Raw genomic sequence first — 24,039 nt, 5'->3', positions numbered from 1 at the left:
GTTCATCCGGCCGGCGCGTGCGTGCCGACGTTCAGCGTGCGTCCTTCACATCCTTCGCATCCTTCGAGAACTGCACGGCGATCGCGCCCAGCACGCAGATTGCCGCGACGTACACGACCGGCGCGAGCGGATTCGACTTCATCATCAGCGACACGATCACCGGCGTGAGGCCGCCGAAGATCGCATACGCGACGTTGTACGAGAACGAGATGCCCGAGAAGCGCACGACGGCCGGGAAGCTCTTGACCATCACGAACGGCACCGCGCCGATCGTGCCGACCATGAAGCCCGCGATCCCGTAGTAGAGCGGCAGCGTCGACGCATCGGCCGCGACCTGCGCGAACAGCAGGTAGTAGCACGCGGCCAGCCCGAGCCCGCCGATGCCGAGCACGCGCTTCGCGCCGATCCAGCCCGCGAGCGAACCCGCGGTGATGCAGCCGGCCGTCAGGCACAGCGTCGCGACGCTGTTCGCGAACAGCGTCGTCGCGGGCGTCAGGTGGAACTGCTTTTGCAGCAGCGCGGGCGTCATCAGGATCACGACGACGATCGCGGCCGACAGCATCCACGTGAGCAGCATCGACACGATCACCGCGCGGCCGTGGTCGCGCAGCACCGCCTTCAGCGGAATCTCGGCCGCGAGCGCCTTCTTCGCCTTCATCTCGGCGAACACCGGCGTTTCATGCAGCCAGCGGCGCAGGTACACGGAGAACAGCCCGAACACGCCGCCGAGCAGGAACGGGATGCGCCATGCGAACGCGCCGACTTCGGCCGTCGAGTAGCGGCTGTTGATGCCGGCCGCGACGAGCGAGCCGAGCAGGATGCCGGCCGTGAGACCCGCGGTCAGCGTGCCGCACGCATAGCCGATATGGCGCGACGGCACGTGCTCGGACACGAACACCCACGCGCCCGGCACTTCGCCGCCGACCGCTGCGCCCTGCAGCACGCGGAACAGCAGCAGCAACACCGGCGCGAGGATGCCGATCGTGTCGTAGGTCGGCAGCAGGCCCATCAGCAGCGTCGGCACCGACATCATCAGCACGCTCAGCGTGAACATCCGCTTGCGGCCGAACAGGTCGCCGAAGTGCGCCATGATCACGCCGCCGAGCGGGCGCGCGAGGTAGCCGGCCGCGAAGATGCCGAACGTCTGCAACTGGCGCAGCCAGTCGGGAATGTCGTGCGGGAAGAACAGCTGCCCTATCGCCGGCGCGAAGAACACGAAGATGATGAAGTCGTAGAACTCGAGGGCGCCGCCGAGTGCGGCAAGGCCAAGGGTCTTGTAGTCGCTGCGCGTGAGCGCGCGTTCGGCGGCGCGAGGCACGCCGCTCAATTCGGAAGCTTGCATGGTCAGGACGATCGGTATTCGAATGTTGTTGTCGGTGCTGCGTCTCCAGGGCCCGCTTTTCGGCATGGACTGACAAGGCGCGGCTTGCGTCGTCGAAGCGTGCGGCGTGCCGGGTGGGGCGCGCAACACGCGTCGCCGCACCGGGATGGGGCACGGCGGAGACGAAGCGTCAAAGCGGGTGGGGGGATTCTACAGGAGCGCGAAATGCCTGCGCGCGGGCGCGCGCCGAGGACGGCTTCGGACCAGGCGGCCGAAGCGCGCGGCGCGGGCGGCCGGTGAGCCGCTGGCGCGCCGCGCGGGAAGGGGTGCGTATCAGTTGCCGGCGATCGTATCGACCGGCTTGAACGCGCCGCGCTCGACCTTGTAGATCGTCACTGGCGCATCCTTCAGGTCGCCCTTCGCGTCGTACGCGATGCTCGGGGCCGACACACCCTTGATCGACACCTTGCCGAGATACGGCGTGTACACCTTCGGGTCGGTCGAGTTCGCGTCCTTCATCGCGGTGAGCAGCGCGATCGTGCCGTCGTACGAATACGGCGAGTAGGTGATCACGTCTTCGTTGAAGCGCGCCTTGTAGCGGGCCGCGTAGCCAGAGAAGCCCGGCATCTTTTCCTTCGGCAGGCCGCCCATGTAGACGATCGCGCCTTCGGCCGCGTCGCCGCCGACCTTCAGGAACGTCGGCGAGCGCGACATTTCGCCCGTCACGAAGGCCGACTTCATCCCGAGCTGGCGCATCTTGCGGATCATCGGTGACGATTGCGCATCGCCGCCGCCGTAGAAGATCGCGTCCGGATTCATGCCCTTCAGGTTGGTCAGGATCGCGGAGAAATCGAGCGCCTTGTCGTTCGTGAAGTCGCGCTTGACGATCGTGCCGCCGGCCGCTTCCACGGCCTTCGCGAATTCGTCCGCGATGCCCTGGCCGTAGGCCGTGCGGTCGTCGATGATCGCGATGCGCTTGAAGCGCAGCGTCTTCACCGCGTACGTGCCGACGATGCGGCCCGCCTGCGCGTCGCTCGTCAGCAGCCGGTAGGTCGTCTTGTAGCCGCGCGCCGTGTATTGCGGCGACGTCGCCATCGAGATCTGCGGCAGCCCCGCGCGATCGTACAGGTCGGACGCCGGAATGCTGGTGCCTGAGTTGAAGTGTCCGATGATCCCGCGGACGTTGTCGTCGATCAGCCGCTGCGCGACGGTGGTGCCGGTGCGCGGGTCGGCCTGGTCGTCCTGCGAGTCGAGCTGGAACGTGACGGGCTTGCCGCCGATCGTCGGATGCGTCGCGTTGAAATCGGCGATCGCGAGCTGCACGCCCTTCTGCATGTCCGTGCCGTAATTCGACTGCGGGCCGGTCAGCGGTGCGGCGAAACCGATCTTGACGACGTCGGCGGCGATGGCGTGCGCGCCCGACAGTGCGCAGGCGGCGGCCAGCGCGACGTGCGATACCTTCAGCTTCACTTTCACTTCCCCTTGATGGCGTGGTTGGGCCGCCGCCGGCATGCGGGCCGGCGCCGGTAAACCGGGCGAGACGTATCGATCCGCAGGCCGGTGCGCAGCGGCGATGCGTGCTCGCCGCGTACTGCGTGCGCTATGCCGGAATCGGCGTGCGCGACGGCGGATGCGACGGGTCGTGCGTGCCGATTGCGGCAGCGGCGGGATGTCGTCTCGTGACCGTGAAGCGAAGTCTAGATAGCGAAAATGCGTGCGTCTTGCGCGTTCGATGCGTGACCGGCGACGATATCGGCATATCGTCGATTACCCTGATATATGCTGAAATCGTCATGGCGAATGCGCAAACCCGCCAAGACGCGGGTCGCCGGCATTTTTAGGATGGCGGATTCGGGGGCGTGCTGGCAGTGTGTCGATGTGCTGCGCCGGCCGCGGCGAAAGCGGAACCTTCGCCGGCGCCGCACGCGCTTCGCAGTAGTTGTGTGCGCAACCTGTGCGGCTGACCGATGCGGCCGATCGCGACGCACGATGCAACCGGCCGCCGCCTTGCCCGCCCCGCGTTCGGCGCGACGCGAACGAAGGGGCGCTCCTATAATCGACGCCATCCGCCACTCGCTTCGCGGTTGCCGGGATGACGACCTTGCTTGCCGTACCGCCCATGAGCCTGTCCGACACGTTGCGCTACCAGCCCGACAACGCCGATCTCGGCGCGATGCTCGTGCATTTCCGCCTGCTCGAACCGGTGTTCGATGCGCTGCCGGACGTCGCGTTCTTCGTGAAGGATGCGAGCGGCCGCTACGCGATCGTCAATCGCACGCTGGCGATGCGCTGCGGCTACAAGGACAAGCGCGACCTGCTCGGCAAGACGGCCGACGAGGTGTTTCCGCGTCGCTTCGGCCGCAGTTATTTCGAGCAGGACATGGCGACGATCAACGCCGGCCAGCAACTGATGGACCAGCTCGAGCTGCACCTGTATCCGGGCCGCCAGCCGGGCTGGTGCCTGACCTGCAAGGAGCCGCTGCGCGACGCCGCGGGCCGGGTGGTCGGCCTCGCGGGCATCTCGCGCGACCTGAAGGCGCACGAGGGATCGCACCCGGCCTACAGCCGGCTCGCCGACGTGGTCCAGCACATCCAGGATCATTACGTGCAGCCGCTGAACCTGAAGCAACTCGCGCAGATGGCCGGGATGTCGGTCGCGCAGCTCGAACGCTACTTCCACAAGGTGTTCCACTTGACGCCGCGGCAGGTGTTGCTGAAGACGCGGCTCGACGCGGCCACCGCGCTGCTCGTCACGCACGACAAGGTGACCGACGTCGCCGCACTGTGCGGCTACACGGATCACAGCGCGTTCACGCGTCAGTTCAAGGCGACGGTCGGCGTGACGCCGACGGAATACCGGTTGATGCTGCAGGAGCGGGCGGGGTGACGCAACTCGCCGGCGTGGCCGGCGCGTTGCGGGGATCGGGGTAAGGCGGGGAAGCGGGAGAAGGGGGGAAACGGCGGCTCAGCGGTAGCCGAGCCCTTTCAGGACGGCCGTGCCGTCTTCGGTCAGCCGGAAGCTCGGGGCCGTATCGGGGTCGAGCTTGACCATTTCGACGAGGCCGGCTTCCTGCAGCGCGGGCAATTCGGGTTTGGCGTTCGCGCCGATCGGTGCATGCAGCAACACGAGCAGCGTCGCGATTTCATGATGACTGAGCAGGCGGCGCAGCATCGTCTTCTTTGCAGGGGGCGCGGCCGGGCGGCCCGCGGGTGCTTCTACGGCGCTCATCGCTTTCCTCCTTTTCGAGATGACCATCGGGTACTGGTTGCGGATGGTGCCGTCGAAGACTTAAGCGATTCTTAAAACCGTGGCGGACGGCGCAATGCTGCGCTGCGGTACGGGTTACGGGATGTAACGCCAGACGCCGCGTAGCTTCCCCGCTGATCGAGGCCGGCCGTGCGGGCGGGCCTTCGGCGGTGCGATTCACCACGATGGTGCGGGTGAAAGGTGGGCCGCCCGAATGGTCGCCGAATCGCTTGCGTGGTCCGGCCCCAACTCCGCTTCGCGTCCTTTCCTTATTTCCTGCGCTGCGCCTGCGCGGCGAGCCGCACGGCCGCATTCGCCGCGCCATAGCCGTCGTATCCGCCGCGCCGCTCGACGATCTCCAGCGAGAAGCGGTTGTCGACCAGCTCCGTATACGCATGCAGGAATTCGCCGCCGTGCTCGTCGCGGTCGTACAGCAGGTGATGCGCGCTCAGCGTGTCGATCAGTTCGTCCGGCAGCGCGTAGCGCGCGGCGAGATCGTCGTAGTAGTTGGCCGGAATCCGCAGGAACGGCACGCCGTCGGCCGCGAACGCGGCGACCGTCTTCACGATGTCGTCGGTGCGGAACGCGACGTGGTTCAGCCCGGTGCCGTGGTAGCGGTCGAGCGATTCGGCGACGGCCGTATGGCGGTCGACCGACGCGTTCAGCGCGATCCGCACCGAGCCGTCGGCGCTGCGCACCGCGCGGCTGCGCATCAGCCCGTACGGGTCGGGCACGAGCCAGCTGCGCTCGGCCTCGAAGCCGAACGCCGTCTTGAAGAACAGGATCCAGGTGTCGAGCGCGTCGGCCGGCAGCGCGAGGCACACGTGATCGATGCCCGTCAGCGGGCCGACTTCGCTCGGGCCGTCGATGTCGGTCAGCACGAAGTCCGATTCATATAGCGTGGGCGTATCCGGCGCCTCGTCGACGAAATATTCGAGGCTGCCGTCCGGCGCCTTCACGCTCGGCAGCACACGCTCGTTCGGCCCGACCCGGCCGGAGAACGGCGCGTACCCGAAGCCGGCCGCGCGTTCGAACGCCACTTTGGCATCGTCGACGCGGAATGCCGACGCGCACAGCGACAGCCCGTGCTGCTGGAAGAACGCATCGGCGAACGAGTCGCGCTCGGCGTTCAGCACGATCGACGCGGCGCCGTGCTGGAACAGCGTCACGTCCTTCGAGCGATGCCGGCCGGCGAGCCGGAAGCGCATCCGGCCGAGCCATTCGCCGACGGTCGCCGCCGCCTGCGCGTCGACCGCGAATTCGATGAACTGGAACCCGACGTGCGCGGGCGGCGCGGGCGGGGCGAACAGCGGCTGGCTGGCGGCCGGCGTGCGACCGTCCTGCGCGAGCCGCGCGCGCGTCAGGTCTTCCAGATAGAGCAGCGAGCGATGGCCGTCGGCCGCCGTGAGCGCGGTCGGCGCCGCGCGGAAGCCGTCGTTGAAGATCTCGAGCGACAGCGGCCCCGTATAGCCCGACTCGATCACGCGCGCGGTGAAGCGCGCCAGGTCGAAGTCGCCCTGGCCCGGGAACGAGCGGTAGTGGCGGCTCCATTCGAGCACGTCCATCACGAGCTTCGGCGCGTCGGCGATCTGCACGAAGGCGATCCGGTCGCCGGGGATGTCGGCGATCGCGTCCGGCGAATCGTCGAGCGACAGCGTGTGGAAACTGTCGAGCGCCAGGCCGAGGTGCGGGCTGTTCACCGCGTTCACGAGTTTCCACGCGTGGCCGTACCGTTTCACGACACGGCCCCACGCGAGCGCTTCGTACGCGGCTACCACGCCGGCCTGCCGCGCGGCTTCGGCGAGCACGCCGAGCTGGTCGACGAGCAGCCCGTCGTCCGCGATCGTGTCGGCCGCCACACTGCTGCAGACGAGGATGCGGTCGGTGCCGAGCGCATGCATCACGTCGAACTTGCGCTTGATCCGGTCGAGATTGCGCGCAAGCTGGGCCGCGCTCACGCCCTCGAAGTCGCGAAACGGCTGGAACAGCACGATGTCGAGGCCGAGGTCGGCGGCCATGCGCCGGACGTCGGCCGGCGATCCGTCGAAGTAGACGAGATCGTTTTCGAAGATTTCGACGCCGTCGAAGCCCGCGGCCTGGACGGCGGCGAGCTTCTCGGCGAGCGTGCCGGACAGTGACACGGTGGCGATCGAGCGCTGCATGGGCGTTTCCTGCGGATGAACAGGGCATGGCGCCGGTCGAACTGGCCCTGAATGAACCAGTCGTTGAGTTCCGTACGCGCGCCATATCCCGAATTTACTGGGTTAGTGATGCGTATTGTACAAACTAACTAGATGGTACAAATTAGCGAAAACCCGAAAAGACAGCCCGCGTGCACGGGCGCACACTAGCGCCAAATTCCGATGTCTTCGGGGCGGCGCCGATCCTGGTCTGCCCCTGTTTCAGGAGCAGAAACACGATGAGCAAGCACAAGGTGCTGGTGCTGAACGGCCCGAACCTCAATCTGCTGGGCACCCGCGAGCCCCATATCTACGGCGCGGAAACGCTCGCCGATCTCGAGCAGCGCTGCCGCACGGCGGCGGAAGGGCTCGGGCTGGAAATCGAGTTTCGCCAGTCGAACGCCGAGCACCAGCTGATCGACTGGCTGCATGCCGCGCGTCACGACACGCACGGCATCGTGATCAACCCGGCCGCCTATACGCACACGTCGGTCGCGCTGGCCGACGCGCTTTCCGCGATCGCGAAGCCGGTGATCGAGGTGCATATCTCGAACGTCCATCGCCGCGAGGCGTTTCGCCACCATTCGTATATCTCGGCGATCGCCGAAGCCGTGATCTGCGGCTGCGGCACCGAAGGCTACGTGTTCGCGCTGCAGCGCCTGGCGACGCTGTTCGCGCAGGGGGCTGCCCGATGAGCCGCCCGTCGTTTCTGATCGGCCTGATCGGCCAGGGCATCGGCGGTTCGCTGTCGCCCGCGATGCACGAGGAAGAGGGCTTCCGCCAGGGCTTCGGCTACGTGTACCGGCGCATCGATCTCGATGCGCTCGGCGTGACCGTCGACGCACTGCCGCAACTGCTCGAGGCCGCGCAGCGGATGGGCTACAACGGGCTGAACATCACGCATCCGTGCAAGCAGCGCGTGATCGAGCACCTCGACGCGCTGTCGGACGACGCGCGTGCGCTCGGCGCGGTGAACACCGTGCTGTTCAAGGACGGCAAGCGGATCGGCCACAACACCGACTGGTCGGGCTTTGCGAAATCGTTCCGCCGCGGGCTGCCGGACGCGAAGCTCGACCGCGTCGTCCAGCTCGGCGCGGGCGGCGCGGGCGCGGCCGTCGCGCACGCCGCGCTGCAGATGGGCGCGGCTGAACTGACGATTTTCGACGTCGACGGCACGCGCGCCACCGCGCTGGCGGGCGAATTGCAGCAGCGCTTCCCTGCCGCCCGGGTCACGCCGGGCAGCGATCTCGCGGCCGCGATGCGCGCAACGACCGGCCTGATCCACTGCACGCCGACCGGCATGGCCAAGCATCCGGGCCTGCCGCTGCCGGCCGAACTGCTCCACGCAGGCATGTGGGTGGCCGACATCGTGTATTTCCCGCTCGAAACCGAACTGATCCACGCCGCGCGCGCGGCCGGCTGCGCGACGCTGCCGGGCGGCGGGATGGCCGTGTACCAGGCCGTCGACGCGTTCGAGCTCTTCACCGGGCGCACGCCCGACGCCGAGCGGATGTTCGATCACTTTCAGTCGCTCGTCGCGCGCTGACCCCCTTGCAGACACAGAAAGAGAGACAGGAGACGACCATGCAACACACCACCCACACGAGCGCCGCGCCGGCGCAGGCGGCCGGCACGGTCCGGCGCACGTCGGCGCGCTACAAGATCCTCGCGCTGCTCGCGATCGGCACGATGATCAACTATCTCGACCGCACCGTGCTGGGCGTGGCGGCGCCGCAGCTCACCAAGGAGCTCGGCATCAACGCGGCCGTGATGGGCGTCATGTTCTCCGCGTTTTCGTGGACGTACGTGGCGATGCAGGTGCCCGGCGGCTTGTTCCTCGACCGCTTCGGCAGCAAGATCACCTACTACTGGTCGATGACGCTGTGGTCGCTGTGCACGTTCCTGCAAGGCTTCGTGCCGGGCGTCGCGACGTTGCTCGCGTGCCGGCTCGGTCTCGGCGTGACGGAAGCGCCGTGCTTCCCGACCAACAGCCGCGTCGTCGCGACGTGGTTCCCGCAGAACGAACGCGCGATGGCGACCGGCACCTACACCGTCGGCGAGTACATCGGCCTCGCGTTCTTCAGCCCGGTGCTGTTCGCGTTGATGGGCGCGTTCGGCTGGCGCTCGCTGTTCTGGGTGGTCGGTGCGGTCGGCATCGTGTTCGGCCTGGTCTGGTGGAAGTTCTACCACGAGCCGCGCAACCACCCGGGCGCGAATTCGGCGGAACTGGCCTATATCGAAGCGGGCGGCGGTCTCGTGCACGGTGCGCGCAAGGACGGCGACAAGAGCGGCAAGCCGGCGCAGGCCAAGTTCAGCTGGTCGATGGTCGGCCAACTGGTGAAGAAGCGCCAGCTCGCGGGCATCTGCCTCGGCCAGTTCGCCGGCAACTCGACGCTCGTATTCTTCCTGACCTGGTTCCCGACCTATCTGGCAACCGAGCGCCACATGGGCTGGCTGAAGATCGGCTTCTTCGCGGTGATGCCGTTCATCGCCGCGTCGGTCGGCGTGATGTTCGGCGGGATCTTCTCCGACTGGCTGCTGCGCCGCGGCAAGTCCGCGAACCTCGCGCGCAAGCTGCCGATCATCGCGGGCCTGCTGCTCGCGTCGACGATCATTCTCGCGAACTACGTGCAGAGCAACGAGGCGGTGATCGCGATCATGTCGGTCGCGTTCTTCGCGCAGGGGATGGCCGCGCTCGGCTGGACGCTCGTGTCGGACATCGCGCCGGACGGCCTGCTCGGCGTGACGGGCGGCATCTTCAACTTCGCGGCGAACCTGGCGGGCATCGTCACGCCGCTCGTGGTCGGCTTCATCGTCGCGTCGACCGGCTCGTTCGTCGGCGCGCTCGTGTTCATCGGCGTGATCGCGCTGGTCGGTGCGCTGTCGTACATCTTCGTCGTCGGCGACATCAAGCGGATCGAGCTGTAAGCACCGGCTCCACGCACACTCGGTGCGTTCGCCCGGCGGCCGGTTGGCCGCCGGGTTTTTTGTTTGCGCGTGCCGACCGGTCGGCACATACCTCGCTTCATGCGGGCTGCATCGCGATGCCGAGCGATTCGATTGCCTGCGCGATCGCGGCGACCGCCCGCCGGATATCGCCCGCATCGATCGCGCCGATGCAGCCGACGCGGAACGTCTCGAGCCGCGTCAGTTTGCCCGGATACAGGATGAAGCCCGCGTCGCGCACCGCGTCGTAGAAACGGCGGAAATCGTAGGCTGGATGGTCGGGCGCGTGAAACGTGACGATCACCGGCGCCTGCACGCTCGCGTCGAGGAACGGCACGAAACCGAGCGCGCGCATCGATTCGACCAGCGTCCGGCAGTTGTCCGCATAGCGCGCGCCGCGCGCCGGCTGGCCGCCTTCGGCGAGATACTGGTCGAGCGCGGCGCGCAGCGCGGCAATCACGTGCGTCGGCGGCGTGAAGCGCCATTGCCCCGTCCTGCGCAGGTACGCGTACTGGTCGTGGAGATCGAGCGCGAGCGAGGGCGAGTTGCCTTCGCTCGCGTCGAGCGCGTCGCGCCGCACGATCGCGAATCCCATTCCCGGCACGCCTTCGAGACATTTGCCGCTGGCCGAGATCAGCGCGTCGATGCCGCTGTCCGCCAGCGCGATCGGCAGCGCGCCGAACGAACTCATCGCATCGACGACCAGCCGCTTGCCGTGCCGCCGGCACGCGGCCGCGATCGCGTCGAGCGGATTCAGGATCCCGGCGCTCGTTTCCAGGTGCACGAGCGCGACGTGCGTGATGCGCGGCTCGCGCGCGAACGCAGCCTCAATGGCCGCCGCGTCGACGGCCGCGTCTTCGCCGAACGGCAGCGCGATCGCGTCGATACCGAGCCGGCCGAGAATTTTCAGGATGCGCGCGCAATACGCGCCGTTCTCGGGCACCAGCACGACGCCGTCGCGCGGCACCAGCGTGCCGAGCGCGGCTTCGACCGAGAACGTGCCGCTACCCTGCATCGGCACGCATACGTACTCGTCTCCGCCATGCGCGATGGCGACGAGATCCGCGCAGACGCTGGCCGTCAGCTGGTTGAAAGCGGCATCCCACGACCCCCAGTCATGTTGCATTGCGTGGCGTGTTGTGGCGGACGTGGTGAGCGGGCCGGGCGTGAGCAGGATCGGGTCGGACATGGCTTTTGTCTCCAGCAAAGGGCGAACGAAACACCGGATGGCATTTCCGAATGACTTGCATGATAGTGGCAAAATGTGTCATTTTTTGGAAATTGTGGCATTCGTCACGGCTTTGTCATCGAACGCTGTGATCCTTCGGTTGCCGCGCGACACCCAGCCTGAGCGCGGTAGCGAGGCGGGCCGCCAGGCGGCTCGCCCGAAGACAACAGGAGAGCCGGATCGTGCCCCGGCCGTTTGGTGTTCCGCCTACGGAGAAGTGAGATGACACTGCAGAAACCCTCGCGCGCCGCCGCCGGCGCGTTCCGCAAACTCGCGCTGGCCGCCTGCGCCGCCGGTCTGCTGCAAGGCGCCGCGATGCCGGCGCATGCGGCAAACGCGGTCGTGCTGTACACGGCGGACGGCCTCGAGAACCTCTATCGCGACGTGCTGCCGGCTTTCGAGAAGAAGGAAGGCGTGAAGGTCAACATCGTGACGGCGGGCAGCGGCGAGGTGGTGAACCGCGCGAACATCGAGAAGAATTCCCCGAAGGCCGACGTGATCGTCACGCTGCCGCCGTTCATCCAGCAAGCCGGCCAGATGGGCCTGCTGCAGCCGTACCAGAGCGTGAACTACAAGAACGTGCCGGCCATCGCGAAGGCCGAGGACGGCACCTGGGCGACGTTCGTGAACAACTACTTCTCGTTCGCGATCAACCCGGACGTCGTGAAGAACCAGCCGAAGACGTTCGCCGACCTGCTCGCGCCGGCCTACGCCGGCAAGGTCGCGTACTCGAACCCGGCCACGGCCGGCGACGGGATGGCCGTGCTGATCCTGACGACGTCGCTGATGGGCGAGGACAAGGCGTTCGACTATCTCGCGAAGCTGTCGCAGAGCGTGAAGTTCCACACGAAGGGCACGGGTTACCTGAACGTGCTGCTGTCGCGTAACGAGATCAGCGTCGCGAACGGCGACCTGCAGATGGACCTCGACGATGCCGAACACGGCGCGCTGTCCATCAAGCCGATCTTCCTGGCCGCGAAGGACGGCGACCAGCCGACCACGTTCCAGCTCCCGTACGGCATCGGCCTGATCAAGAGCGGCCCGAACCAGGACGCCGGCCGGAAGCTGATCGACTACCTGATGTCGACGGAAGTGCAGTCGAAGGTGCCGGACATGTACGGCATCCCGGGCCGCACCGACGTGCCGCTGGCCGGCAAGAACGGCGAAGCGGTCAAGAAGGCGATCGCGGGTGTGAAGCTGATTCCGGTCGACTGGACCCAGGTGATGGCGAAGAAGCCGGTGTGGATCGAGCGCTGGAAGAAGGACGTGATCGGCAGCTCGGGCAAGCAGCTCGACGTCGTCAAGCCGAAGTGATCGGCGCACGCCGCCTGTATTCGCGAGCAAGAGGATGAACCCGGTGGAAACCACCCTGACCCATCCCGGCGCATTCGGCGCCGCCGAACCGCACGCGACGCTGCGGTCCGGCGCGCCGGGCGGCGTGCAGATCGAGCATCTGAGCGTGCGCTACGGCGCGCGCACGGTGCTGGAGGATCTGTCGCTGTCGATCGGCGCCGGTGAATTTCTGACCGTGCTCGGCAAGAGCGGTTGCGGCAAGACCACGCTGCTGCGCTTCATCGCCGGGTTCGTGAAGGCCGACGGCCTGACCGGCACGCTGACCGTTGCCGGACGCGACCTGACCTATGCGCCGCCGCACAAGCGCAACCTCGGTCTGCTGTTCCAGAATTACGCGTTGTTCCCGCACCTGTCGGTGTTCGAGAACGTCGCATTCGGGCTGCGCGCGCGTGGCATGGCGTCGTCGGAAGTGACGCGCCGCGTCGCCGATGCGCTGAAGCTCGTGCAGCTCGGCGACGCGGGTCACCATCTGCCCGCGCAACTGTCGGGCGGGATGCAGCAGCGCGTCGCGCTGGCCCGCGCGCTGGTGATCGAGCCCGACGTGCTGCTCCTCGACGAGCCGCTGTCGGCGCTCGACGCCAACCTGCGCGCGTCGGTGCGCAGCGAACTGAAGGCGCTGCACGAGCGCCTGCCGAACCTGACCGTCGTCTGCGTGACGCACGACCGCGACGATGCGCTCGTGCTGTCCGACCGCGCGCTGCTGATGCGCGATGGTCACATCGCGCAGCTCGGCACGCCGCAGCAGTTGTACGACGCGCCGCGCGACGGCTACGTCGCGCGCTATCTCGGCCCGGCGAACCTGCTGCCGCCGCATGTGATCTTCCCGCTCGGCGATCCGCGCCACGAGGTGCGCGGCAAGGTCGCGTGCGTGCGTCCCGAGCGGCTGACCGTGATGCCGCCCGCAGCGGGCGGCCTGCACGGCACGGTGTCGTCGGTCGAATGGCAGGGCGCGGACCTGTCGATCGCCGTCGTGATCGACGCGGCGCCCGACGAGCCCGTGCGCGTCACGATGCAACGCGGCCGCGGCGCGGCTCCCGAGCGCGGTGCGCGCGTGTCCCTGCATTGCGAGGCAGACGATGTCGTCCTTATCGAGCCCTGAAGCCGGCCTGCCGCCGCACGTGCTCGCGTCGGCCGCCGCACACGCCGCGGCCGCGCGGCGCGGCAGGCGCATGGGCGATTTGCACCTCGCTGCGCTGGCGATCGTCGTGCTCGGCCCGCTCGTCGTCTATCCGCTGGTGCGGCTCGTGCTGCTGAGCGTGTCGGGCGATCACGGGCTGAGTTTCGCCGCGTACCGCACCTTCTTCGGCAATCCCGACACGCGCAACGTGCTGCTGACGACGCTCGGCGTGCTGTTCGCGAGCGCCGGCACCGCATCGGTGTTCGGCGTGCTGCTGGCCGCGCTGCTGTTCTTCAAGCCGTTCCCGGGTGCATCGCTCGTCACGCGCTTCCTGGAGCTGTACGTCGCGTTTCCGTCGTTCCTCGTCGCGTTCACGCTGATCTTCCTGTACGGCTCGCAGGGCTCGGTCAGCATCGCGCTGCAGCACCTGTTCCATCTCGAGCATCCGCCGCTCGATTTCCTGTTCGGCATCGGCGGCGTGATTCTCGCGCAGACCGTGTTCTACACGCCGTTCGTCGTGCGGCCGACGCTCGCGTCGTTCGCGACGCTGGACCTGCGGCTGATCGAAGCCGCGCGCAGCCTCGGCGCGCCCGGCTGGATGCTCGCGCGCCGCGTCGTGCTGCCGATCGCGTGGCCGGGCATCGCCGCCGGCACCGTGCTGTGCTTCCTGCTGACGCTGAACGAGTTCGGCATCCTGCTCGTGCTCGGCAGCGCGCGGCTCGTCACGTTGCCGGTCGCGATCTACAGCAGCGCGACCGTCGATCTCGACCTGCCGACCGCGTCGGCCGGCGCGGTCGTGATGTTGACGCTGTCGCTGGCGTTGTATGCGGTTTATCGCCGGGTGAACCGGCGTGCGACGGGAGGGAACGATGTCCGCTGAATTCCGTATCGGGCAGGCCGTGCCGCGGCACCAGGTCGGCTGGACCGACGCGTTGCTCAAGCATGCGTCGCGCGCCGCGCTCGCATTGGCCGCGTTCGCGTGCTTCTGGCTGTTCGTGCTGCCGGTGATCGTCGTCGCGCTGTCGAGCGTGTCGACGCAGTGGTCGGGCACGATCTTGCCGGCCGGCTACAGCCTGCGCTGGTTCGAGCGGCTCGGCTCGCCGGAATACGACGCGCTGGTGACGAGCCTCGAAATCGGCTTCGGCGTATCGGCGCTCGGCACGATCCTCGGGCTGTGGCTGGCGCTCGCGCTCGAAGGGCGCGACCGGCGCGGCCTCGGGGCGGTCGTCGACGCGCTTGTGATGGTGCCGAACGGCGTACCGAGCGTCGTGCTCGGGCTCGCGGTGCTGATCGCGTATCACCGGAAGCCGCTCGACCTGTCCAGCTCGGCGGCGATCGTCGTGCTGGTGCAGCTCGCGCTGATTCTGCCGTTCTGCTATCGCTGCGCGGCCGCCGCGCTGCGCCCGGAATTGACCGTGCTGCGCGAAGCTGCCGCGAGCCTCGGTGCGCCGCCCGCGATGGTGCTGCGCCGCGTGCTGCTGCCGCAGCTCGTGCCGGCGCTGCGCGCGAGCCTCGCGCTCGGCTTCGCGCTGTCGCTCGGTGAGCTCGGCGCGACGCTGACGGTATATCCGCCCGGCTTCGCGACCGTGCCGATCGTCGTGATCGGGCAGGTGGAGCGCGGCTACTACCTGCCGGCGTCGGCGCTGTCGCTGCTGATGCTCGGCGCGTCGCTCGCGGCGTTGCTGCTGATCGCCGCGCGCGTGCCGCGCGGCAAGCGGGCGGCATCATGAACGCCGCGTTCGCGTTGCGGCTCCCCGGCGAGCAACCGGCCGCCGGCAAGGGTGCGCCGGATCTCGCGGGACGCTCGATCGACGTCAACGGCCGGCGCTACCGGCTGCCGGTCGAGCCGACCGTCGTCATCTGTGTCGACGGCTGCGAGTACGACTATCTCGAACGGGCGGTGGCAGCGGGCGTCGCGCCGTTCATCGGCCGGATGATCGAGCAAGGCACCGCGTGGCGCGCCGATTGCGTCGTGCCGACCTTCACCAACCCGAACAACCTGTCGATCGTCTGCGGCGTGCCGCCGTCGGTTCACGGCATCTGCGGCAACTACTTCTGGGATCCGGCCGCCGACGGCGGGCGCGGCGCCGAAGTCATGATGAACGACCCGGCCTACCTGCGGGCCGGCACGCTGCTCGCCGCGGCGTCCGACGCCGGTGCGCGGGTGGCCGTCGTGACCGCGAAGGACAAGCTGCGCCGGCTGCTCGGCTGGCAGCTGAACGGCATCTGCTTTTCGGCCGAGAAGGCCGCGCAGGCCAATCTCGCGGAAAACGGGATCGTCGACGTGCTCGACTGGGTCGGCCTGCCGTCGCCGGATGTGTACAGCGCGGCATTGTCCGAATTCGTGTTCGCGGCCGGCGTACGCCTCGCGCAGACGCGGCAGGTCGACCTGATGTACCTGTCGACCACCGACTACGTGCAGCACAAATGCGAGCCGGGCAGTGCCGGCGCGAACGCGTTCTACGCGATGATGGACGGCTACCTCGCGCAGCTCGACGCGCTCGGCTGGGTGATCGGGCTCACGGCCGATCACGGGATGAACGCGAAGCACGATCCGGAGACGGGCCGGCCGAACGTGATCTATCTGCAGGACGCCTTCGACGGCTGGTACGGCACGCAGGCGGCGCGCGTGATCTTGCCGATTACCGATCCGTACGTCGTGCATCACGGCGCGCTCGGTTCGTTCGCGACGATCTACCTGGCGCCGGGCGTCGATCGGCCCGAAGCGATGTGGCGCATCGGTGGCCTCGATGGCGTCGAGCTCGTGCTCGACAACGCGGAAGCCGCCGCTCGTTTCGAACTGCCGGCCGACCGGATCGGCGATCTCGTCGTGATCGGCCGCCGCGACATGACGCTCGGTACGCGTGAACGCGACCACGATCTGTCGGGCCTCACGGTGCCGCTGCGTTCGCATGGCGGCGTGTCGGAGCAGGAGGTGCCGCTGCTGTTCAATCGCCGTATCGAGCGGGACGATCCCGCACGTCGCCCGCGTAACTTCGACGTGTTCGATTTCGTGTTGAACCGGATCGCGACATGATGGCTCATCCGCGGCAAGATCATCCGTCGTTTCGTGCCGAAGCGTTGCGTTGGTGCGGCACGCGCGCGATGCGCGAGCGCACGCTCGACGTCACGGACCCGTACACGGGCACGCGCGTCGGCACCGCGCCGCTCGCCAGCGTCGACGACGTGCGTGCGGCGTTCGATTACGCGATGGCCTACCGGCCGACGCTGACGCGCTACGAACGCTCGCAGATTCTCGAACGTGCGGCCGCGCTGCTGCGCGAGCGCACCGAGGAGGCGTCCGACCTGATCACGCTCGAGTCGGGGTTGTCGAAACAGGATTCGCGCTACGAGATCGGCCGGGTGGCCGACGTGCTGAAGTTCGCGGCGGTCGAGGCGCTGCGTGACGATGCGCAGAGTTTCTCTTGCGACCTGACGCCCCACGGCAAGGCGCGGCGCGTGTTCTCGCAGCGCCAGCCGCTCGACGGCGTGATCGTCGCGATTACGCCGTTCAATCATCCGATGAACCAGGTCGCGCACAAGATCGCGCCGGCGATCGCGACCAACAACCGCGTGATCGTGAAGCCGTCGGAGAAGGTGCCGCTGTCGGCGTTCTATCTGGCCGACCTGCTGTATGAAGCCGGGCTGCCGGAACCGATGCTGCAGGTGTTGACCGGCGACCCGGCCGAGATCGCGGACGAGCTCGTCACGCATCCGCATGCGTCGCTGATCACGTTCACGGGCGGCGTCGCGATCGGCAAGGCGATTGCGGCGCGGGCCGGCTACCGGCGCATCGTGCTGGAGCTGGGCGGCAACGATCCGCTGATCGTCCTCGCCGATGCCGATCCCGACCGCGCGGCGTCGCTCGCGGTGTTGGGCTCGTACCGGAATTCGGGCCAGCGCTGCACGGCCGTCAAGCGGATGCTGGTGCAGCGCTCCATCGTGCCGGCGTTCACCGAATTGCTCGTCGAGAAGACGCGCGCCTGGAAATATGGCGATCCATTCGATCCCTCGAACGAAATGGGCACGGTGATCGACGAAGCCGCGGCGCGGCTGTTCGAGGCGCGCGTGAACGAGGCGGTCGCGCAGGGCGCGCGCCTGCTGACGGGCAATGTGCGGCGCGGCGCGTTGTACGCGCCGACCGTGCTCGACAACGTCGATCCGTCGATGACGCTGGTGCGCGAGGAGACCTTCGGGCCCGTGTCGCCCGTCATCGCATTCGATACGATCGACGACGCGATCCGGCTCAGCAACGGCACGGCGTTCGGGCTGTCGTCGGGTGTCTGTACGGACAGCACGGCCGCCGTCGTACGGTTCGTGAACGAGTTGAACGTCGGCACGGTGAACGTATGGGAAGTGCCCGGATACCGGATCGAACTGTCGCCGTTCGGCGGGATCAAGGATTCGGGGCTCGGTTACAAGGAAGGCGTCCAGGAGGCGATGAAGAGTTTCACGAACCTGAAGACGTTTTCGCTGCCTTGGGAGTAAACGAATGGCGCTGACGGTGGAAGAGATCCACGGCCTGTATCGCGAGCATGGCCATGTGGCCTATAGCGGCGAACCCGTCACGCAGCTCGAGCATGCATTGCAGAGCGGGTTGCTGGCGGAAGCGTCCGGGGCGGACGAAGCGCTGGTCGCGGCGGCGTTCCTGCACGACCTCGGCCATTTGCTGAATCGCCAGGGCGACACGCCGAGCGCGCGCGGGATCGACGATCTGCATCAGTATTACGTGCTGCCGTTCCTGCGGCCGCTGTTTTCCGACGCGGTGCTGGAGCCGATCCGGTTGCACGTCGACGCGAAGCGCTGTCTGTGCCGCACGGACGCCGGCTATTTCGAGAGCCTGTCGCCGGACTCGGTGCGCAGCCTGGCGTTGCAGGGCGGTATCTTCAGTGACGAGGAAGCGGCGGCGTTCCTGCAGCGCCCGTTCGCGGAGGACGCGCTGCACCTGCGCCGCTGGGACGATACGGCGAAGGAGCCAGGCAAGGCGACGCCGGATCTGGATCACTATATGGCGATCGTCGCACGCCAGGCGCGCGTGGCTTCCTGACGGTTCGGTTGCTTCTATATAAGGCGCCGCACGCGGCAGCGTGCGGCGCCTTATATTTTTTGCGAAACCCCTTGCGCGATCGCCGTGAGCTGCATAGAATCACGCCTCTTTCGCGCTAACGGAAACGCGGCGCGGGAGGAAGGGAAGCAGTGCCGTTGGAGTTCGGAAGGTAGCGAGCCTCGGCGGTACGGAAGTTGAGCCCCGCAGTCGCAACGAAGTCGTTCAGAAAGTTGTTGACGAATTGCGAAACACGGTTCATAATCTCGCTTCTCTGCTGCTGAAAACGCAGCGCTGCTGAGGGATTCAAGATCTCTCGCAGACATGCTCTTTAAAAATTAACAGCCGATAAGTGTGGGCGCTTGATGACAGCGAGCTGATCCTCGGATCAGATAGCAAAAGTATCAAGAGTCTCACACTAAAGTAAGTCAGGTTTATGAAGTGATTCATATTCCTGTCAGCTTTGAGTGAGCGACCGGTTCGAAAGAACCGAAAACAGTAACAGGTTTGAACTGAAGAGTTTGATCCTGGCTCAGATTGAACGCTGGCGGCATGCCTTACACATGCAAGTCGAACGGCAGCACGGGTGCTTGCACCTGGTGGCGAGTGGCGAACGGGTGAGTAATACATCGGAACATGTCCTGTAGTGGGGGATAGCCCGGCGAAAGCCGGATTAATACCGCATACGATCCACGGATGAAAGCGGGGGACCTTCGGGCCTCGCGCTATAGGGTTGGCCGATGGCTGATTAGCTAGTTGGTGGGGTAAAGGCCTACCAAGGCGACGATCAGTAGCTGGTCTGAGAGGACGACCAGCCACACTGGGACTGAGACACGGCCCAGACTCCTACGGGAGGCAGCAGTGGGGAATTTTGGACAATGGGCGAAAGCCTGATCCAGCAATGCCGCGTGTGTGAAGAAGGCCTTCGGGTTGTAAAGCACTTTTGTCCGGAAAGAAATCCTTGGCTCTAATACAGTCGGGGGATGACGGTACCGGAAGAATAAGCACCGGCTAACTACGTGCCAGCAGCCGCGGTAATACGTAGGGTGCAAGCGTTAATCGGAATTACTGGGCGTAAAGCGTGCGCAGGCGGTTTGCTAAGACCGATGTGAAATCCCCGGGCTCAACCTGGGAACTGCATTGGTGACTGGCAGGCTAGAGTATGGCAGAGGGGGGTAGAATTCCACGTGTAGCAGTGAAATGCGTAGAGATGTGGAGGAATACCGATGGCGAAGGCAGCCCCCTGGGCCAATACTGACGCTCATGCACGAAAGCGTGGGGAGCAAACAGGATTAGATACCCTGGTAGTCCACGCCCTAAACGATGTCAACTAGTTGTTGGGGATTCATTTCCTTAGTAACGTAGCTAACGCGTGAAGTTGACCGCCTGGGGAGTACGGTCGCAAGATTAAAACTCAAAGGAATTGACGGGGACCCGCACAAGCGGTGGATGATGTGGATTAATTCGATGCAACGCGAAAAACCTTACCTACCCTTGACATGGTCGGAATCCCGCTGAGAGGTGGGAGTGCTCGAAAGAGAACCGGCGCACAGGTGCTGCATGGCTGTCGTCAGCTCGTGTCGTGAGATGTTGGGTTAAGTCCCGCAACGAGCGCAACCCTTGTCCTTAGTTGCTACGCAAGAGCACTCTAAGGAGACTGCCGGTGACAAACCGGAGGAAGGTGGGGATGACGTCAAGTCCTCATGGCCCTTATGGGTAGGGCTTCACACGTCATACAATGGTCGGAACAGAGGGTTGCCAACCCGCGAGGGGGAGCTAATCCCAGAAAACCGATCGTAGTCCGGATTGCACTCTGCAACTCGAGTGCATGAAGCTGGAATCGCTAGTAATCGCGGATCAGCATGCCGCGGTGAATACGTTCCCGGGTCTTGTACACACCGCCCGTCACACCATGGGAGTGGGTTTTACCAGAAGTGGCTAGTCTAACCGCAAGGAGGACGGTCACCACGGTAGGATTCATGACTGGGGTGAAGTCGTAACAAGGTAGCCGTATCGGAAGGTGCGGCTGGATCACCTCCTTTCCAGAGCTATCTCGCGAAGTTGAGCGCTCACGCTTATCGGCTGTAAATTAAAGACAGACTCAGGGGTCTGTAGCTCAGTCGGTTAGAGCACCGTCTTGATAAGGCGGGGGTCGTTGGTTCGAATCCAACCAGACCCACCATTGTCTGGCGGTAACACACCTGAGGCAAATCTGTACATGGGGGCATAGCTCAGCTGGGAGAGCACCTGCTTTGCAAGCAGGGGGTCGTCGGTTCGATCCCGTCTGCCTCCACCAATCCTCAATGACAAACATTCGAATGACGATTGTTCGAGTCTTTGTCATTGGCGATTGAGCCAGTCAGAGGATATCAACAGATATCGGCTGTCGTTCTTTAACAATCTGGAAGAAGTAAGTAATTTGGATAGCGGAAGCGTCTTGAGATGGACGTGGAAACTATCCGGGTTGTGATTGTATCGATGTATCTCAAGATGATTCGAACTCTATGTTCGACTCAATTGGAATACGGCACAACGCGAGAACTCAACCTGTAACGAGACAGACTCGTTATAGGGTCAAGCGAACAAGTGCATGTGGTGGATGCCTTGGCGATCACAGGCGATGAAGGACGCGGTAGCCTGCGAAAAGCTACGGGGAGCTGGCAAACAAGCTTTGATCCGTAGATGTCCGAATGGGGAAACCCACCCTTTTGGAGTATCCATGGCTGAATACATAGGCCATGCGAAGCGAACGCGGTGAACTGAAACATCTAAGTAACCGCAGGAAAAGAAATCAACCGAGATTCCCAAAGTAGTGGCGAGCGAAATGGGATGAGCCTTGCACTCTTTATTTGTATTGTTAGCCGAACGCTCTGGAAAGTGCGGCCATAGCAGGTGATAGCCCTGTAGGCGAAAACAGTATGAAAGAACTAGGTGTGCGACAAGTAGGGCGGGACACGTGAAATCCTGTCTGAAGATGGGGGGACCATCCTCCAAGGCTAAATACTCGTGATCGACCGATAGTGAACCAGTACCGTGAGGGAAAGGCGAAAAGAACCCCGGGAGGGGAGTGAAATAGATCCTGAAACCGCATGCATACAAACAGTCGGAGCCTCGCAAGGGGTGACGGCGTACCTTTTGTATAATGGGTCAGCGACTTACGTTCAGTAGCAAGCTTAACCGTATAGGGCAGGCGTAGCGAAAGCGAGTCCGAATAGGGCGTTCAGTTGCTGGGCGTAGACCCGAAACCAGGTGATCTATCCATGGCCAGGATGAAGGTGCGGTAACACGTACTGGAGGTCCGAACCCACTAACGTTGAAAAGTTAGGGGATGAGCTGTGGATAGGGGTGAAAGGCTAAACAAACCTGGAAATAGCTGGTTCTCTCCGAAAACTATTTAGGTAGTGCCTCGTGTCTCACCTTCGGGGGTAGAGCACTGTCATGGTTGGGGGGTCTATTGCAGATTACCCCGCCATAGCAAACTCCGAATACCGAAGAGTGCAATCACGGGAGACAGACATCGGGTGCTAACGTCCGGTGTCAAGAGGGAAACAACCCAGACCGCCAGCTAAGGTCCCCAAATATAGCTAAGTGGGAAACGAAGTGGGAAGGCTAAAACAGTCAGGAGGTTGGCTTAGAAGCAGCCACCCTTTAAAGAAAGCGTAATAGCTCACTGATCGAGTCGTCCTGCGCGGAAGATGTAACGGGGCTAAGCTATATACCGAAGCTGCGGATGCGAGCTTGCTCGCATGGTAGGAGAGCGTTCCGTAAGCCTGCGAAGGTGCCTTGTAAAGGGTGCTGGAGGTATCGGAAGTGCGAATGCTGACATGAGTAGCGATAAAGGGGGTGAAAGGCCCCCTCGCCGTAAGCCCAAGGTTTCCTACGCAACGTTCATCGGCGTAGGGTGAGTCGGCCCCTAAGGCGAGGCAGAAATGCGTAGCTGATGGGAAGCAGGTCAATATTCCTGCACCATTGTTAGATGCGATGGGGGGACGGATCGCGGAAGGTTGTCCGGGTGTTGGAAGTCCCGGTCGCTGCATTGGAGAAGGCGCTTAGGCAAATCCGGGCGCAGGATTCAAGGGTGTGGCGCGAGCTCCTTAGGGAGCGAAGCAATTGGAAGTGGTTCCAAGAAAAGCCTCTAAGCTTCAGTCTAACGATGACCGTACCGCAAACCGACACAGGTGGGCGAGATGAGTATTCTAAGGCGCTTGAGAGAACTCGGGAGAAGGAACTCGGCAAATTGGTACCGTAACTTCGGGATAAGGTACGCCCTTGTAGCTTGACTGGCCTGCGCCAGGAGGGTGAAGGGGTTGCAATAAACTGGTGGCTGCGACTGTTTAATAAAAACACAGCACTCTGCAAACACGAAAGTGGACGTATAGGGTGTGACGCCTGCCCGGTGCCGGAAGATTAAATGATGGGGTGCAAGCTCTTGATTGAAGTCCCGGTAAACGGCGGCCGTAACTATAACGGTCCTAAGGTAGCGAAATTCCTTGTCGGGTAAGTTCCGACCTGCACGAATGGCGTAACGATGGCCACACTGTCTCCTCCCGAGACTCAGCGAAGTTGAAGTGTTTGTGATGATGCAATCTACCCGCGGCTAGACGGAAAGACCCCATGAACCTTTACTGTAGCTTTGCATTGGACTTTGAACCGATCTGTGTAGGATAGGTGGGAGGCTATGAAACCGGAACGCTAGTTTCGGTGGAGCCGTCCTTGAAATACCACCCTGGTTTGTTTGAGGTTCTAACCTTGGCCCGTGATCCGGGTCGGGGACAGTGCATGGTAGGCAGTTTGACTGGGGCGGTCTCCTCCCAAAGCGTAACGGAGGAGTACGAAGGTACGCTAGGTACGGTCGGAAATCGTGCTGATAGTGCAATGGCATAAGCGTGCTTAACTGCGAGACCGACAAGTCGAGCAGGTGCGAAAGCAGGTCATAGTGATCCGGTGGTTCTGTATGGAAGGGCCATCGCTCAACGGATAAAAGGTACTCTGGGGATAACAGGCTGATACCGCCCAAGAGTTCATATCGACGGCGGTGTTTGGCACCTCGATGTCGGCTCATCTCATCCTGGGGCTGTAGCCGGTCCCAAGGGTATGGCTGTTCGCCATTTAAAGAGGTACGTGAGCTGGGTTTAAAACGTCGTGAGACAGTTTGGTCCCTATCTGCCGTGGGCGTTGGATATTTGAAGGGGGCTGCTCCTAGTACGAGAGGACCGGAGTGGACGAACCTCTGGTGTACCGGTTGTCACGCCAGTGGCATCGCCGGGTAGCTATGTTCGGAAGAGATAACCGCTGAAAGCATCTAAGCGGGAAACTCGCCTTAAGATGAGATATCCCTGGGGACTAGATCCCCTTGAAGGGTCGTTCGAGACCAGGACGTTGATAGGTCAGGTGTGTAAGCGCAGTAATGCGTTCAGCTAACTGATACTAATTGCCCGTAAGGCTTGATCCTATAACGAGTCTGCCTTGTAGATCGGCGCCGTGCGAAAGCACCGGTCGCGATCCAAAGCGACATGTTGAATTCTCGTGTGTGATACACACAACTCAAAATTACTGCTTCTTCCCAGATTGGTTCTGTTGGCCACGCCAGCAGAACAACCCCC

Annotated in this window: 16 protein-coding genes, 2 tRNA genes and 2 rRNA genes; 15 read left to right on the top strand and 5 right to left on the bottom strand. The window is 64.4% G+C overall.

Annotated elements, in window-relative coordinates:
- Nucleotides 1–31: 31 nt before the first annotated feature.
- Both DTA15_RS03445 and DTA15_RS03440 read right to left on the bottom strand, forming a co-directional pair.
- The gene (locus tag DTA15_RS03445; RefSeq protein WP_006494264.1) at nucleotides 32–1,342 is read right to left on the bottom strand and encodes an MFS transporter; all 1,311 of its coding nucleotides are present in this window, start codon (nucleotides 1,340–1,342) and stop codon (nucleotides 32–34) included.
- 312 nt (nucleotides 1,343–1,654) lie between these two features.
- Nucleotides 1,655–2,833, bottom strand: coding sequence for a branched-chain amino acid ABC transporter substrate-binding protein (locus DTA15_RS03440; RefSeq protein ID WP_006489492.1), 1,179 nt, complete (start codon nucleotides 2,831–2,833; stop codon nucleotides 1,655–1,657).
- 580 nt (nucleotides 2,834–3,413) lie between these two features.
- Here DTA15_RS03440 and DTA15_RS03430 point away from each other — a divergent pair.
- Nucleotides 3,414–4,208: an AraC family transcriptional regulator gene (locus DTA15_RS03430; protein ID WP_006489480.1), complete on the top strand. Its 795-nt coding sequence runs from the start codon at nucleotides 3,414–3,416 to the stop codon at nucleotides 4,206–4,208.
- A 78-nt stretch (nucleotides 4,209–4,286) separates the two neighbouring features.
- Here DTA15_RS03430 and DTA15_RS03425 read toward each other — a convergent pair whose 3' ends face one another.
- Together DTA15_RS03425 and DTA15_RS03420 are read right to left on the bottom strand one after the other, a co-directional pair.
- Nucleotides 4,287–4,550 (bottom strand): hypothetical protein, encoded by a 264-nt coding sequence (locus DTA15_RS03425; protein ID WP_006489463.1) that lies wholly within the window; start codon nucleotides 4,548–4,550, stop codon nucleotides 4,287–4,289.
- Between the two features lie 287 nt (nucleotides 4,551–4,837).
- Nucleotides 4,838–6,730: a bifunctional sugar phosphate isomerase/epimerase/4-hydroxyphenylpyruvate dioxygenase family protein gene (locus tag DTA15_RS03420; protein WP_006489478.1), complete on the bottom strand. Its 1,893-nt coding sequence runs from the start codon at nucleotides 6,728–6,730 to the stop codon at nucleotides 4,838–4,840.
- A gap of 257 nt (nucleotides 6,731–6,987) precedes the next feature.
- On the opposite strand from DTA15_RS03420, the gene aroQ reads away from it, so the two are divergent.
- Genes aroQ through DTA15_RS03405 form a run of 3 tightly spaced genes read left to right on the top strand, consistent with a single transcriptional unit; the run spans nucleotide 6,988 to nucleotide 9,676 of the window.
- Nucleotides 6,988–7,443 carry a type II 3-dehydroquinate dehydratase gene (gene aroQ, locus DTA15_RS03415; protein WP_006489476.1) on the top strand — a complete coding sequence of 152 codons (456 nt, stop codon included), beginning with the start codon at nucleotides 6,988–6,990 and terminating at the stop codon, nucleotides 7,441–7,443.
- A complete protein-coding gene (locus DTA15_RS03410) occupies nucleotides 7,440–8,294 on the top strand; it encodes a shikimate dehydrogenase (RefSeq protein WP_006489465.1) in 855 nt (284 codons plus the stop codon). Before aroQ ends, DTA15_RS03410 begins: the two co-directional genes overlap by 4 nt.
- A 38-nt stretch (nucleotides 8,295–8,332) precedes the next feature.
- Nucleotides 8,333–9,676 carry an MFS transporter gene (locus DTA15_RS03405; protein WP_006489486.1) on the top strand — a complete coding sequence of 448 codons (1,344 nt, stop codon included), beginning with the start codon at nucleotides 8,333–8,335 and terminating at the stop codon, nucleotides 9,674–9,676.
- 97 nt (nucleotides 9,677–9,773) lie between these two features.
- On the opposite strand, the gene DTA15_RS03400 is transcribed toward DTA15_RS03405, so the two are convergent.
- On the bottom strand, nucleotides 9,774–10,883 hold the full coding sequence (locus tag DTA15_RS03400; RefSeq protein WP_006489488.1) for a 2-aminoethylphosphonate--pyruvate transaminase: 1,110 nt from the start codon (nucleotides 10,881–10,883) through the stop codon (nucleotides 9,774–9,776).
- Between the two features lie 261 nt (nucleotides 10,884–11,144).
- On the opposite strand from DTA15_RS03400, the gene phnS reads away from it, so the two are divergent.
- From phnS to DTA15_RS03340, 11 genes are all read left to right on the top strand, one after another.
- Nucleotides 11,145–12,236 (top strand): 2-aminoethylphosphonate ABC transporter substrate-binding protein, encoded by a 1,092-nt coding sequence (gene phnS / locus DTA15_RS03395; RefSeq protein ID WP_006489475.1) that lies wholly within the window; start codon nucleotides 11,145–11,147, stop codon nucleotides 12,234–12,236.
- A 34-nt stretch (nucleotides 12,237–12,270) separates the two neighbouring features.
- Entirely contained in the window at nucleotides 12,271–13,374 is a 1,104-nt protein-coding gene (gene phnT, locus DTA15_RS03390; protein WP_006494272.1) for a 2-aminoethylphosphonate ABC transport system ATP-binding subunit PhnT, read from the top strand.
- On the top strand, nucleotides 13,352–14,272 hold the full coding sequence (gene phnU / locus DTA15_RS03385) for a 2-aminoethylphosphonate ABC transporter permease subunit (RefSeq protein ID WP_006489467.1): 921 nt from the start codon (nucleotides 13,352–13,354) through the stop codon (nucleotides 14,270–14,272). Before phnT ends, phnU begins: the two co-directional genes overlap by 23 nt.
- Complete coding sequence (phnV, locus tag DTA15_RS03380; protein ID WP_006489484.1) at nucleotides 14,262–15,122, top strand: 2-aminoethylphosphonate ABC transport system, membrane component PhnV; 861 nt, start codon at nucleotides 14,262–14,264, stop codon at nucleotides 15,120–15,122. Before phnU ends, phnV begins: the two co-directional genes overlap by 11 nt.
- On the top strand, nucleotides 15,119–16,429 hold the full coding sequence (phnA, locus tag DTA15_RS03375) for a phosphonoacetate hydrolase (protein WP_006489490.1): 1,311 nt from the start codon (nucleotides 15,119–15,121) through the stop codon (nucleotides 16,427–16,429). Before phnV ends, phnA begins: the two co-directional genes overlap by 4 nt.
- On the top strand, nucleotides 16,426–17,880 hold the full coding sequence (gene phnY / locus DTA15_RS03370) for a phosphonoacetaldehyde dehydrogenase (RefSeq protein WP_006493412.1): 1,455 nt from the start codon (nucleotides 16,426–16,428) through the stop codon (nucleotides 17,878–17,880). Before phnA ends, phnY begins: the two co-directional genes overlap by 4 nt.
- Nucleotides 17,881–17,884: 4 nt before the next feature.
- Nucleotides 17,885–18,439, top strand: a complete 555-nt coding sequence (locus DTA15_RS03365; RefSeq protein WP_006489482.1) for a phosphonate degradation HD-domain oxygenase — start codon at nucleotides 17,885–17,887, stop codon at nucleotides 18,437–18,439.
- 506 nt (nucleotides 18,440–18,945) lie between these two features.
- Nucleotides 18,946–20,478, top strand: a 16S ribosomal RNA gene (locus DTA15_RS03360).
- A gap of 63 nt (nucleotides 20,479–20,541) precedes the next feature.
- A tRNA-Ile gene (locus DTA15_RS03355) sits at nucleotides 20,542–20,618 on the top strand.
- 38 nt (nucleotides 20,619–20,656) lie between these two features.
- Nucleotides 20,657–20,732: transfer RNA gene (locus DTA15_RS03350), tRNA-Ala, on the top strand.
- A 276-nt stretch (nucleotides 20,733–21,008) separates the two neighbouring features.
- Nucleotides 21,009–23,888, top strand: a 23S ribosomal RNA gene (locus DTA15_RS03340).
- Together the 16S and 23S rRNA genes with 2 tRNA genes alongside form the textbook arrangement of a ribosomal RNA operon.
- Nucleotides 23,889–24,039: the final 151 nt, after the last annotated feature.

The organism is Burkholderia cenocepacia (assembly GCF_900446215.1).
Lineage (GTDB): Bacteria > Pseudomonadota > Gammaproteobacteria > Burkholderiales > Burkholderiaceae > Burkholderia > Burkholderia cenocepacia.
This window is presented reverse-complemented; position numbering and strand designations above follow the sequence as displayed.